Here is an 11775-nt window from a genome sequence, read left to right as displayed (position 1 = left end):
GCCGGTCTCAGATCGACACCTGCGTGCCAACCTCGACCACGCGGCCGGTCGGGATCTGGAAATATTCGGTCGCATCCGCCGCCGTGCGTGCCAGGCCGATGAACAGCCTGTCCTGCCACAAGGGCATGCCCGAGTTGGGCGACGCCTTCAGCGAGCGCCGCGACAGGAAGAACGACGTCGTCATGATGTCGAACTTCCAGCCCTGCTTGCGGCAGATGGCCAGCGCCTTGGGGATGTTCGGCTGCTCCATGTAGCCGAATTTCAGCTTCACCCGCATGAACAGCTCGTTGACCTGCTCCATCTTGACCCGCTCGCTGTCGGGCACCACCGGCTGTTGGGCCGTCACCACCGACAAGATGACGTTCTGCTCGTGCAGCACCTTGTAGTGCTTGAGGCTGTGCATCAGCGCAGTCGGCGCGCTGTCGGGATCGCTGGTCAGGAACACGGCAGTGCCCTGCACAAGATGCGGTTTCTTCTTGCCCAGATTCTCCGCCAGGAAATTGAGCGGAATCTCGTTCTTGCGCGTCTTGTCGAACAAATAGCGGCTGCCGCGTACCCAGGTCCACATGATCAAGGCGCTGGTAAAGGCCACCGCCAGCGAGGCCCAGCCGCCCTCGAACACCTTGACGATGTTGGAGGCGAAGAAGCCGATGTCGATCAGGCCGAATATCGCGGTCGCAACAATCGCCACAGCCGCCTTCCAGCGCCAGATGCGCAGCATCACCACCGAAAGCAGCAGCGTCGTCACCAGCATATTGCCGGTGACAGAGATGCCATAGGCTGAAGCCAAAGCGCTCGACTCGCCGAAGCCGACAACCAGCAGCATCACCACCAGCGCGAGGATCAGGTTGACCCGCGGCATGTATATCTGCCCCAGTGTCGTCTCGGAGGTGTGCTGGATCTCAAGGCGCGGCAGCATGTTGAGCTGGACCGCCTGGCGCGTCAGCGAATAGGCGCCTGTTATGACCGCCTGGCTGGCAATGACGGTCGCGGCCGTCGCCAGCACCACCATCGGGATCAGCATCCAGCCTTCGTTCATCTCGAAGAACGGATGGCCGACGGTACCGTTGTGGCTGAGCACGAAAGCACCCTGACCGACATAGTTCAGCAGCAGGCACGGAAAGACGATGCACAGCCAGGCCAGAACGATCGGCCTGCGGCCGAAATGTCCGAGGTCGGCATAAAGCGCCTCGGCACCCGTCACCGCCAGGAAGATGGCGCCGATGGTGACGAACGACACTTCCGGCTGGTTGGTGAGGAAGTTGACGATGTAGATCGGATTGACCGCCCAGAGGATTTCCGGGTCGTCGAGGATATGGACGACTCCCGAATAGCCGATGGCGATGAACCAGACGAGCGTGATCGGACCGAAGACGATCGCCACGCCGCTGGTGCCGAAGCGCTGCACCGAAAACAGCGCTGCCAGGATTACTAGGGTCAGCGGCACCACGTAAGGCTGGAACGCCGGTGTCACGACATTCATGCCCTCGACTGCCGACAGCACCGAGATCGCCGGGGTGATCACCGCGTCGCCATAAAACAGCGAAGCACCGACCATGCCGAGCGCCAGGATGATGCCGGAGCGCTTGGGCAGGCTGCGCCGTGCCAGCGCCATCAGCGACAGCGTACCGCCCTCGCCCCGGTTGTGCGCCCGAAGCACGAACATGACATATTTGACGGTGACGATGATCGTCAGCGCCCAGATGATCAGCGAGAGCACGCCGAGGATGTCCTCGCGCGATGCCACCTGGCCACCAGCCGACGCCACCAGCGCCTCGCGGAAGGCGTAGATCGGACTGGTGCCGATGTCGCCGAAAACGACACCCAGCGCGCCGATGACGAGCAGTCTGATGTCGTGGGAAGGGCCGTCCGCCTGGACCGCCTGCCCGCTATTTGCCGCCTTGTCAGCGCCGGCATCGGTCATGAACGACTCTCCGTGAAGCCGCGGGGCTCTACGCTCGCTGTGTTGCAAAAGCAACAGTTGTTTTGCGACAGCTAATGTTGAGCTCATGCGGGCGACGCATGGCTCGCCTGGATATTACCACCCGCAAGCCTTGAGATAGCGCCTGATCGTGCCGGCCATGCCATGCTCCAGTGCATCGGCTGTCAGCCCATGGCCGATCGAAACTTCAGCCAAAGTGGGAATGTGTTTCATCAACTGCGGCAGGTTGTCGACGACGAGGTCGTGTCCCGCATTGACGGCGAGGCCCGCCGCCAGAGCCGCCTCGGCGGTTTTTGCCAGCTTTTCCAGTTCCCTGGCGGCCTTTGCCTTGTCATCGAAGCAAGCGCCATAGGGCCCGGTGAACAGCTCGATCCGGTCGGCACCGGTGTCGCGGGCGGCCGTCATTCCGGCCGGGTCCGCATCCGAGAAAAGTGAAACCCGGAAACCGCCCTTCTTGAGCCGCGCCACCACCGGCTTGAGCAGGCTCGCCTGTCCAGCGAAATCCCAGCCATGGTCGGAGGTTGCTTGCGACGGATCGTCCGGCACCAGCGTCACCTGCTCCGGCTGGTGCTTCTCGACCAGTTCGAGGAAATCTTCCGTCGGATAGCCCTCGATGTTGAATTCGGCCTTGGGAAACTCGTCGTCGATCAGCGCCCGGATTTCAGGCACGTCGGAAAAGCGGATATGGCGTTGGTCGGGGCGCGGATGCACGGTCAGTCCGTGTGCGCCGGCGGCGAGTGCGATGCGCCCCAGGCCGGTTACGCTCGGCCACGGCAGATCGCGGCGGTTGCGCAGCATAGCGATGGCATTGACGTTCACGGACAGCTTGGCAGGCATCGGCAACTCTCAGCAAAGGCGACACCCACGCCACCTATCACGGCTTGGTCGGGAACAGAGAGCGCTTTTATGTGTTCCAGTGACGATACGGGATGCATGACCCCGACAATCGGAATCGATTGTCGGAAAGGATCATGCACAGCTTGAAGCCGCATCGACGAGGACAACCCGATGAGCTCCATGGATGCTCCACCGCCCTTCCGGCGCATCGACACCGACAATGCGGAGGTCTTTGCCTTTGAGATCGTCGGCCATTTCACCCAGGCCGACATCGAAAACGCCTATGGCCTGCTCGATGCCGCCTATGAAGGCCATGACAAGATCGACGTCCTGCTGCGCGCGAGCGGATATGACGGGTTCGACTGGTCGGCCTTGTTCGATCCCATGACCTTCAGGGGCAAGTGGAAGGCATTGCATCACATCAGGCGCTATGCGCTCGTCGGTGGCCCTGTCTGGATGGGCCCGGTCGTCGGCCTGTTTGCGCCACTCACCTCGATCGAAACAAAACACTTCACCGATGCCGACGAAATCAAGGCGTGGGAATGGCTCGGCGCAAAGCCGGCCGACGCCGGCTAGGCTCTCATCGAGCGTGGCCTCAGATAGCGGACATTCTTGCGCAGGCGCCGCATCTGCTCGGCCATGATGGCCGACAGCGGCCACCTGATCTGAAACGACGACAGATGCGCTTTCCAGACCTCGTGATCGCCGCTCCAGTGGTCGTCATGATCGCCCTCAGGCGCTGCAAGAAGCAGGAAACGTCGCCCGGGACGCGCCTTTTCGATGAGACCGGAAATCTCGGCCATATCGCCCCCCGACACCGGACGGGCCAGTACGAACAATGTCGAGAGATCGTTGTTCAGCGCCATCCTGCTGACAGCGCACCAGATGTCATGGCCTTCGCGCGCCTTGGCATAGAGCGCGTCGAGCGTATTCTCGGCGATGTCTTTGGGAAACTCGTGCATGTGGCTGGTGCCGAAGCGCTTGTTGAAGACGACGCCATCGACGACATGGAGATCGTCCCGCTCGAACAAGCCGTTGAAGTCGCGCCTGATGTATTCGGCAACGGCTGGAACAGGCGTCACCTGCCAGTCGAACACACCCCGCCTCGAGATGCGCTCGCCGAAAATCTTCCGGATATGGAACTTTGCGCGGCAATTCGGGCCGAGACTGACGATCTGTTGAAAGACTGCCATGGACCAACAAAGGTTCGGTTGCCTGACCTGACAATCTGCCACGGACTGTGCAAACTGCAACCTTCACACACCTTGCCGCGGTCACACTCCGGTCATCGGCGCGCGCCACACAGCGATCATCATGCCAAACATCCGCATTATCGATTCGATCACTGACCCGGGCTCTGCCTCGCGTCCCAACGAAGACAGCGCCGGTGGCAATGCCAGCTGCGCCTTTGTCATCGACGGCGCCACCGGCCTCGGCGGCACCAGCATCGTCGGCCTGCACGGTTCGGATGCCGCCTGGCTCGCGCGTTTTGCCCAGAGCACCTTCGAGGAACTCGTCCGTAATGGCCGCAAGGTCGCCGAGGTCGTGCGCGAGCTCAACCAGCGCGCCGCCAATGTCGTGCACGAGGCGGCCCACGCCTTGCCGATCGAGGCCTGGAATCTGCCGATCGCGAGCTTCCAGATGGTTCATGTCGAAGGCGACCGGCTGGTCACGCACGGCCTGGGCGATTGCCGCCTGTTCCTGGTCGACGCCGATGGCAAGGTCGTCGAAACCTCTGCCATCAAGGCCGCCTACGCCAATGAGCGCGACGGCGCCCGGCGGGCGATTGCACAGTCTGGTGGATTCGCGACGCATCAGGCGCTCGCCGACGAGCCCGTTGTGCGCGACGAGTTGCGCCGCCGCCGCGCCGCTTACAACCAGCCTGGCGGATCGGTCTGGACCCTCGGCATCGAGCCCGCCGCCGCCGATCATCTCGCCTCCGAGCAGCTCGACGTTGCCCTGCCGGCCAGGGGCTTGCTGTGCTCCGACGGCTTCGCCGCCCTTGCCGACCAGTATGGCCGCTATGGCGTCTCCGACCTGGTCCGCGCCGCTGCCAGCACAGGCCTTGCCCCGCTCCTGCAGGAGCTTCGGCATATCGAACGGGTCGACGACCCCGACGGCCAGCAATTCCCGCGCTTCAAGATCTCGGACGACGCCACGGCAGTGCTGTTCGAGATCGTCGCCTGACGGCAAGCAAGGCGGCTCGGCTCACGTAAAGCCAACTGCGGCAAATTATTGCAGAACCGTCTCGATGCGCATCCTCGCGCTCGAGAACGCGCGCATCGGCGGGTTGCCAGCCGGCCCAATGCTCTAGCTGTCGAAGCTATGAAGGTTGTTCATTCGAGGAGGGACTGAGAAGCTGGGGTTGCGAAGCCAACCAACCTTCAGTGGAGCTCCCCGAATGAACGTCCATAAGAATGCGCGTCTGACGCCGTCAGGTCGAGTGCTTTTGGTGCAACGAATTGAACAGGGCTGGAGCGTGCGGCGTGCTGCCGGTTCGGCCGGGGTTTCGGAACGAACGGCTTATCGCTGGCTCGACCGCTACCGGGCCGGCGACCGGGTTCTGCACGATCGCAGTTCGGCTCCGCACCGCTGCCGGCATCGGCTGGCAGCCATGCAGGTGTCGCGGATCGAGCAGTTGCGGCGCCAGCGCATGACCGGGCCGGCAATTGCCCGGTCCTTGGGCCTGGCGCGCTCGACGGTAGGCTTGGTGCTGCGCCGGCTGGGACTGAACCGGCTGGCCTGGCTCGATCCCCGGCCCCCGGTGTTGCGCTACGAACGGCAGCGGCCGGGCGAACTGATCCATATCGACATCAAGACCTTGGGCCGTATCGACGGCGTTGGCCATCGGATCACGGGTCAGCACCAAGGCCATCATCGCGCCCGAGGCATCGGCTACGAACACCTGCATGTCGCCATCGACGATGCCTCGCGCCTCGCCTATGTCGAACTGCTGCCCAGCCTGGGCCGGGATGATGCCACCGGGTTCCTCAACCGGGCACTGGCCTGGTACGCCAGGCTAGGCGCCAGGGTTGAGCGGGTGATGACCGACAACGGCTCGGCGTATCGCTCCAAACTGTTCGCCCAGGCACTCCAAGGTGCCGGTGCCCGACACATCCGCACAAGGCCCTACACCCCGCGCACCAACGGCAAGGCCGAGCGCTTCATCCAGACTTCGCTGCGCGAATGGGCCTATGCCAGGCCATACGCCTCATCGAACGAACGCGCCAAGGCCATTCACCAATGGGCAGCCAACTACAACCTGGCACGCCCACACTCGGCCCTTGGAGGCATCAGCCCGTTCCAAAGACTGAACAACCTTCTTGGAAACGACATCTAGCGGACGATCGTCAGCCGTTCGGCCGCACGCGTGATCGCCGTGTAGAGCCAGCGCTGGCGCGTGTCCTTGAATGCCCAACTCTCGTCGAACAGCACGACATTGTTCCACTGCGAGCCTTGCGCCTTGTGCACCGTCAGCGCGTAACCGTAGTCGAAATCGTCGTAGCGCTTCTTGGTGCCCCACGGGATCTCCTCGTCGGGGCTCTCAAAAGTCTGTTTCAATAGCTTGATCTTGGCGACGCCACGGTCGGGATCGTCCTCCTCGGGCGCGACCAGCAGGTTAATGCCGGGCTTCACCGTCTCGCGCGACGAGGTCATCACCTTCCACAACGAGCCGTTGAGCAGACCCTTGGCCGGGTCGTTGCGCAGGCAGACAAGCTTGTCACCCGCCTGTGGGTATCCTGCCGTAAAACCCTTGAGCTCGCGCAGCCGCTGGTTGTAGCGCCGCCGTGTCCGGTTGGTACCGACAAGCACCTGGTCGGCATCGAGCACCAGATCCTGGGTGACGTCCTCCTTGCCGATCACCTGCGCCGTGCCATAGTCGCCGCGCATGAATTCACGGCCCTCGCGCACGTCAAGCGCCAGCCTCAGAATCGGGTTGTCGCGCGCCTGGCGATGGATTTCGGTCAGCAGGAAATCCGGCTCGTGTTCGGTGAAGAAACCACCGCCCGAAATCGGCGGCAACTGTGCCGGGTCGCCCAGGACGAGAACCGGCGTGCCGAAGGTCAGAAGGTCACGCCCGAGCTGCTCGTCGACCATAGAGCATTCGTCGATGACGACGAGCTTGGCCTTGGCGATCGGGCTCTGCCGGTTGAGCGAGAATGTCGGCGACATCGAGGTCTTGCCGGTCGCCTCGTCGGCAATCGCCTCCTCGCCCTTCGGCCGGTAGATCAGCGAATGGATGGTGCGCGCATTGGTGGCACCCTTCGAGCGCAGCACCTGCGCTGCCTTGCCGGTGAAGGCAGCGAACTGCACCTGGCCGTCAACATGCTCGGCGAAATAGCGCGCAAGCGTCGTCTTGCCAGTGCCGGCATAACCGAACAACCGGAATATCTGCGGCCTTCCGGACTTGAGCCAGCGCGCCACTGCCTGCAGCGCTTCGTCTTGCTGAGGTGAAAAATCCATCGTTTCGACTGACAGGATTCGGCGGCCAAGGGCAAGAGTTTGCGTTCCGAAGCGCCACATAAGCTGACAAGTTGGCCCAATAAGGTGCAGTCTTCCTCGGAAAGGGAACCCTCGCTCATCAGCCAACCGCGAGAAACCTGGCAAATTGTGATATCGTGGCGCGTGCATCTCCATGAAGGCGACTGACGTGACCAGAAGCCTGCAAATCAATGAGGCCAGCGCTTGGCCTGCCCTGCTGGTGGCGGCAGAGCGTGGCGACGTGGACGCCGCCAACGCGGAGCTTGCCGCCGGCGCCGACGTCAATCAATCGGACGACGACGGCTGGACGGCGCTTCACCTCTCAGCTCTCAATGCCCATGCCTCGGTAGTCGAAGCTTTGGTCGGGCATCCGGAAGTCGACGCGAACTGCAGGAACAGATGGAAAAGTACGCCGCTTAGCCTGGCCTCAGCCAAGGGCCACTACGCCTGTATTCTCGCCATCGTCGGGCACCCGCAAACGGACATCGACGCGAAGGCGGAATATTACGGCAGGACGGCCCTGATCGAAGCCGCGAAGAACGGCCATCTTGATGTCGTCAGGCTGCTTGTGGAGCGCGGCGCCGACGTCAACTCCACCGACAAGAGCGGACGAAACAACGCCCTCATCGACGCCATCAAGGGACGTCACTACGCGATCGCGGAGTATCTGCTGGCCACAGGCAAACTGAACTTCCTCAACAAGGACGTCAGGCTGAACGCCCTGATCTGGGCGGGAAGCGGGCACGACCACCCGTTCATCGAAAGGCTGGAAGCGGCGATCCGCAGGTTCTTCGACGGCGATTGAGCCGCTGTCACGCTCGGCTCGGGCCGGCAAGCGCATCAACGACAGCTCCCCAAATGAGCTCTTCGCGCCTACGAGATGACTTGTCCCGAGCCTGATCGGCTGGCCTGTCAATTTGCCCGGCTCTGCCATTGAGTTTCCATAAGGCTGCCTTTACGCCGCTCAGGATCGAAGAAAGCGCCTGCCTTGAAGACAGATCCAGAGCCCCTTGGAATCCGACCGCTGATCCCAGCCGACGCTTCCGCCGTGCGCGACCTCTATAATCACGCCGCCGACTTCGTCTTGCTGGAATCCGGCACGGAACCCACCGATCAGATGGTGGCGGACTTCTTCACCGACCATCCGCCCGGCAGCGATCTCGCGGCGTCTTGCAAACTTGGCATGTTCTTGCCCGGCGGAACGCTTGTCGCCATAGCCGACATGGCCTTCGGCTATCCTGAAACCGACGACGCCTATATCGGGCTGCTGTTGATCGATCAGAACTGCCGTGGTGTGGGCCTCGGTCGCACTTTCCTCGACCACCTGACCGCCACAGCACAGGCGCGCAACGGGACACGGCTTCTGATTGCCGTGCTTGACGAAAACACCAGCGGCCGCGCCTTCTGGGAGCGCGAAGGCTTTCGGCTGGTCCAGAGCATCCCGAACTTCAAGATCGGCCTGAAAACACATGTCGTGCACCGCATGTGGCGGCCACTCTAAGGCGTAGCTGCACTCAGCGAATGTGCGCTTTCCGGATCGTTCTCCAGCACGATCGGCTGGCCGTGCGGCGTGGCGTGCGCGGCCCGCGCCCATGCGGCGGCGACAGCATCGACCTCGTCATGGCCGGCAAGCCCCTTTTCCGCCAACAGCCTCTCAAGCGCCGCCAGCCAGCGCTCGTAATAGTCGCTTCCATCGGCTGCGGCCTGCGGCCGCTTAACCTCCGCCGACAGCCGCTCGGCCCACTCCGCCCAGCTGAACAGGCCGCGCTCGTGCAGCGCCACCACCATGGCAAAGGCCTCGGCCTGCCAGGGCTCGGCGAAAACAGGCACATCGGGCGCCCCTGTTCCTGCCGGAATCCCCGCCTCATGCCGGCTCAAGGTAGCTCTCCCAGGCGTCAATGCTGACTTCAAGCGCCGAATCCGCGCCCTCGCCCCACAATTCGCCGCCGGAAAACACCACGGTGTAGACCCGTTGCGGGTTTTCGCCCTGGCCGGGCGCGTTGCTGTCGGGGAAGACAAATCCGTCGCGCACCGCGTCGATCACCCCCTCTTTGCCGCGGGCATAACGCGGCAGGCGGGTGTGACCGGTCGGATGAAAATTCTTCGTCCGCACGCGCTGACCAAGCGAAAACCGCGCCGGCCCCTCCACCGGCCGATCGCAGGGTCCGCCTTTGGCAAGGGTCGCCGGCACATTTTCTGCTCTCAGCATCCGCTTGGGCGTCGCGGCCGGGTCGACCGCATCACCAGCTTTGAAATCATTCTCAGTGACAAAGTTGTGTCGCTTGAGCAGCGTTTCCAGCGCCTTGATCCAGATCTCGTAGTAGCTCGACGCATAATAGTCGGCCGGGTGCAGGCTCTCCCGCGCGTGCCGGCTCTCATCGATATTCCAGGCGCCCATGGCGCCCGCCGTCAGCGTGACGCCCAGCGCACGCTTTTCCCATTCGGCGTGGAAATAGGGCTCGTCCTTTTCCGGCGCGACAGGCCCGAAACCCATCTGCCCGCCGACATCATGCGGTCCGTTCATGCTGCCTCCCGCGCGAGCGCCGTGCCGATCATCGAATCCCGCGTCACCAGCTCAGCGAGCTTGTCTTCGCTCCAGCCGTCGGTATCTGCGGGTCGCTGCGGTACGACGAGATAGCGCAGCTCGGCGGTCGAATCCCAGACGCGAATCTTCTTGTTCGCCGCCAAGGTGAGCCCGAATTCCTGAAGCACACCACGCGGATCGATCACCGCCCGGCTGCGATAGGGCGGCGCCTTGTACCAGACCGGCGGCAGGCCCAGCACCGACCACGGGTAACAGGAGCACAAAGTACAGACGACGAGGTTGTGCGTCTCGGCAGTGTTGAACACCGCCTGCATATGCTCCCCCTGCCGCCCGCTATAGCCGAGCGAGGCGATAGCGGCAGTCGCGTCGCGCTTCAGCCAGTCGGCGAATTCGGGATCGGACCACGCCCTGGCCACGACGCGCGCACCGTTGCGCGGGCCGACCTTGGTCTCGTAGGTATCGACGATGACGTCGATCGCCTCGGGGTCGATCAGGCCCTTCCTCGTCAGGATGGTCTCCAGCGCCCGCACGCGGGCGGCCATTGGATCAAGCTCGTTGTCGTGATGGTGGTCGTGGTCATGATCGTGTGACATGGCAGGAGGCTAAGCGCCTGCACGGCGCCACGCAAGCATCCTCGCCTTGGGCCAGCCGACGTTTGCCGTGTCGCCCCGAAGCTCGCTATCGTCGCGCCATGCGGGTTCTGATTCTCGGCGGCAACGGCTTCATCGGTGCAGCGGTGGCAAGGTCGCTTGCCGCGCGCGGGCATTCGGTCGTTGCGCTGGCACGAGACACCGAAACTGCCGCCCGCCGCTATCCCGACTTCGACTGGGTCAAGGCCGACATTGCGCAGCTGTCTCAGCCCGCGGACTGGCGCCCGCTGCTTCAAGGCATTGATGCCGTGGTCAATTGCGCCGGCGCGCTGCAGGATGGTCCGCGCGACGATGTCGCTGCTGTCCAGTTTCGCGCCATGAACGCGCTTTACCAGGTCGCGGCGCCGCGCCTCATCGTCCAGATTTCGGCGCGTACCGACGACGTCGCCGCCGACACCCCCTTCTTCGCCACCAAGCGGCGGGCCGATGCTGCCCTCCGCGCCTCCGGCCTGGCCTTCGTCATCCTGCGCCCTGCCATCGTCATCGGCCGTGCGGCCCATGGCGGCTCGGCATTGCTGCGGGCACTGGCAGCCTCTCCGCTGATCACGCCGCTGATCTTCGGCGACAGCCACATGCAGTTCGTTGCGCTTGACGACGTCGCTTGTGCCGTCGTCGATGCCTTGTCAGGCTCAATCCCCGCGGGCACCGACCTCGACCTGGCAGCGCCCGAGACGATGACGCTCGCTGAAGCCGTCGCCCGCCACCGCCAATGGCTCGGCCTGCCGCCGGCACGCGTGCTTGCCCTTCCCGGCAGCTTCGCCGGCATTGCCTCCGGTGCTGCCGACCTGCTTGGCCGGCTCGGCTGGCGCTCGCCCCTGCGCTCGACAGCACTTGAGGTCGCGGCCGGCGGCATAAGCGGCCATGCGACCGGCTCCGGCCGCAAGCTCCACTCCCTCGACCAGACGCTTGCAGCAAATCCCGCCGGCGTTCAGGAATTGTGGTTCGCCCGGCTCTATCTGCTGAAGCCGCTGGTGCTCGGCACGCTTTGCCTGTTCTGGCTGCTCTCCGGTCTCGTCGCCCTGCTGCGTTTCGAGACCTCGGCGGCGCATCTTGCCGCTGCCGGCGCGCCAGTGGGATTTGCATATGCCATCACCCTGGTCACCAGCCTCGCCGACATCGCGCTCGGCCTGGGCGTTGCTATCCGCCGTTACGCCAAACCGGCCCTGATCGGCATGGTCGGACTATCTGTCGCCTATCTCGCCTCAGCCACGGTGCTTGTTTCAGGCCTCTGGGCTGATCCACTCGGTCCGCTGGTCAAGGTGCTGCCATCGATCGTGCTGGCGCTTGTGGCGCTTGCCATACTGGACGAGCGTTGAACC

General features: G+C 63.6%; 13 protein-coding genes. 6 read left to right on the top strand and 7 right to left on the bottom strand.

Features of this window, described 5'->3' with window-relative positions:
* Positions 1–7 precede the first annotated feature (7 nt).
* The gene (locus H5P29_RS15070) at positions 8–1924 is read right to left on the bottom strand and encodes a potassium transporter Kup (protein WP_154383860.1); all 1917 of its coding nucleotides are present in this window, start codon (positions 1922–1924) and stop codon (positions 8–10) included.
* A 114-nt stretch (positions 1925–2038) separates the two neighbouring features.
* Positions 2039–2779, bottom strand: a complete 741-nt coding sequence (locus H5P29_RS15065; RefSeq protein WP_154383859.1) for a pyridoxine 5'-phosphate synthase — start codon at positions 2777–2779, stop codon at positions 2039–2041.
* A 171-nt stretch (positions 2780–2950) separates the two neighbouring features.
* On the opposite strand from H5P29_RS15065, the gene H5P29_RS15060 reads away from it, so the two are divergent.
* The gene (locus H5P29_RS15060) at positions 2951–3355 is read left to right on the top strand and encodes an STAS/SEC14 domain-containing protein (RefSeq protein WP_182573494.1); all 405 of its coding nucleotides are present in this window, start codon (positions 2951–2953) and stop codon (positions 3353–3355) included.
* On the opposite strand, the gene H5P29_RS15055 is transcribed toward H5P29_RS15060, so the two are convergent.
* On the bottom strand, positions 3352–3972 hold the full coding sequence (locus tag H5P29_RS15055) for a hypothetical protein (RefSeq protein ID WP_154383858.1): 621 nt from the start codon (positions 3970–3972) through the stop codon (positions 3352–3354). The two genes, H5P29_RS15060 and H5P29_RS15055, sit on opposite strands and share 4 nt — an antisense overlap.
* 121 nt (positions 3973–4093) lie before the next feature.
* Here H5P29_RS15055 and H5P29_RS15050 point away from each other — a divergent pair, with 121 nt between their 5' ends.
* Both H5P29_RS15050 and H5P29_RS15045 read left to right on the top strand, forming a co-directional pair.
* Positions 4094–4966 (top strand): protein phosphatase 2C domain-containing protein, encoded by an 873-nt coding sequence (locus H5P29_RS15050; RefSeq protein WP_154383857.1) that lies wholly within the window; start codon positions 4094–4096, stop codon positions 4964–4966.
* A gap of 214 nt (positions 4967–5180) precedes the next feature.
* Positions 5181–6119 carry an IS481 family transposase gene (locus H5P29_RS15045; RefSeq protein ID WP_185910102.1) on the top strand — a complete coding sequence of 313 codons (939 nt, stop codon included), beginning with the start codon at positions 5181–5183 and terminating at the stop codon, positions 6117–6119.
* Here H5P29_RS15045 and H5P29_RS15040 read toward each other — a convergent pair.
* Positions 6116–7243 (bottom strand): ATP-dependent RecD-like DNA helicase, encoded by a 1128-nt coding sequence (locus tag H5P29_RS15040; RefSeq protein ID WP_154386649.1) that lies wholly within the window; start codon positions 7241–7243, stop codon positions 6116–6118. The two genes, H5P29_RS15045 and H5P29_RS15040, sit on opposite strands and share 4 nt — an antisense overlap.
* Positions 7244–7415: 172 nt before the next feature.
* Between H5P29_RS15040 and H5P29_RS15035 the strand changes: the two genes are divergently transcribed.
* Positions 7416–8066: an ankyrin repeat domain-containing protein gene (locus H5P29_RS15035; RefSeq protein WP_154386650.1), complete on the top strand. Its 651-nt coding sequence runs from the start codon at positions 7416–7418 to the stop codon at positions 8064–8066.
* Between the two features lie 183 nt (positions 8067–8249).
* Positions 8250–8762, top strand: a complete 513-nt coding sequence (locus H5P29_RS15030) for a GNAT family N-acetyltransferase (protein WP_185910101.1) — start codon at positions 8250–8252, stop codon at positions 8760–8762.
* Here H5P29_RS15030 and H5P29_RS15025 read toward each other — a convergent pair.
* Genes H5P29_RS15025 through nthA form a run of 3 tightly spaced genes read right to left on the bottom strand, consistent with a single transcriptional unit; the run spans position 8759 to position 10399 of the window.
* Positions 8759–9139, bottom strand: coding sequence for a nitrile hydratase accessory protein (locus H5P29_RS15025; protein ID WP_154386652.1), 381 nt, complete (start codon positions 9137–9139; stop codon positions 8759–8761). The genes H5P29_RS15030 and H5P29_RS15025 overlap by 4 nt on opposite strands.
* Positions 9126–9785, bottom strand: coding sequence for a nitrile hydratase subunit beta (nthB, locus tag H5P29_RS15020; RefSeq protein WP_154386653.1), 660 nt, complete (start codon positions 9783–9785; stop codon positions 9126–9128). Before nthB ends, H5P29_RS15025 begins: the two co-directional genes overlap by 14 nt.
* The gene (gene nthA, locus H5P29_RS15015) at positions 9782–10399 is read right to left on the bottom strand and encodes a nitrile hydratase subunit alpha (protein ID WP_067960562.1); all 618 of its coding nucleotides are present in this window, start codon (positions 10397–10399) and stop codon (positions 9782–9784) included. Before nthA ends, nthB begins: the two co-directional genes overlap by 4 nt.
* 98 nt (positions 10400–10497) lie before the next feature.
* Here nthA and H5P29_RS15010 point away from each other — a divergent pair, with 98 nt between their 5' ends.
* Positions 10498–11772 (top strand): SDR family oxidoreductase, encoded by a 1275-nt coding sequence (locus H5P29_RS15010; protein WP_154386654.1) that lies wholly within the window; start codon positions 10498–10500, stop codon positions 11770–11772.
* Positions 11773–11775 lie beyond the last annotated feature (3 nt).

Source organism: Aminobacter sp. MDW-2, from assembly GCF_014250155.1.
GTDB lineage: Bacteria > Pseudomonadota > Alphaproteobacteria > Rhizobiales > Rhizobiaceae > Aminobacter > Aminobacter ciceronei.
This window is presented reverse-complemented; position numbering and strand designations above follow the sequence as displayed.

Excerpts from the sequence above, each read along its gene's own strand:
- H5P29_RS15070 (WP_154383860.1), bottom strand. The coding sequence starts at position 1,924 with ATGACCGATGCCGGCGCTGACAAGGCGGCAAATAGCGGGCAGGCGGTC.
- H5P29_RS15065 (WP_154383859.1), bottom strand. The coding sequence starts at position 2,779 with ATGCCTGCCAAGCTGTCCGTGAACGTCAATGCCATCGCTATGCTGCGC.
- H5P29_RS15060 (WP_182573494.1), top strand. The coding sequence starts at position 2,951 with ATGAGCTCCATGGATGCTCCACCGCCCTTCCGGCGCATCGACACCGAC.
- H5P29_RS15055 (WP_154383858.1), bottom strand. The coding sequence starts at position 3,972 with ATGGCAGTCTTTCAACAGATCGTCAGTCTCGGCCCGAATTGCCGCGCA.
- H5P29_RS15050 (WP_154383857.1), top strand. The coding sequence starts at position 4,094 with ATGCCAAACATCCGCATTATCGATTCGATCACTGACCCGGGCTCTGCC.
- H5P29_RS15045 (WP_185910102.1), top strand. The coding sequence starts at position 5,181 with ATGAACGTCCATAAGAATGCGCGTCTGACGCCGTCAGGTCGAGTGCTT.
- H5P29_RS15040 (WP_154386649.1), bottom strand. The coding sequence starts at position 7,243 with ATGGATTTTTCACCTCAGCAAGACGAAGCGCTGCAGGCAGTGGCGCGC.
- H5P29_RS15035 (WP_154386650.1), top strand. The coding sequence starts at position 7,416 with ATGAAGGCGACTGACGTGACCAGAAGCCTGCAAATCAATGAGGCCAGC.
- nthB (WP_154386653.1), bottom strand. The coding sequence starts at position 9,785 with ATGAACGGACCGCATGATGTCGGCGGGCAGATGGGTTTCGGGCCTGTC.
- nthA (WP_067960562.1), bottom strand. The coding sequence starts at position 10,399 with ATGTCACACGATCATGACCACGACCACCATCACGACAACGAGCTTGAT.
- H5P29_RS15010 (WP_154386654.1), top strand. The coding sequence starts at position 10,498 with ATGCGGGTTCTGATTCTCGGCGGCAACGGCTTCATCGGTGCAGCGGTG.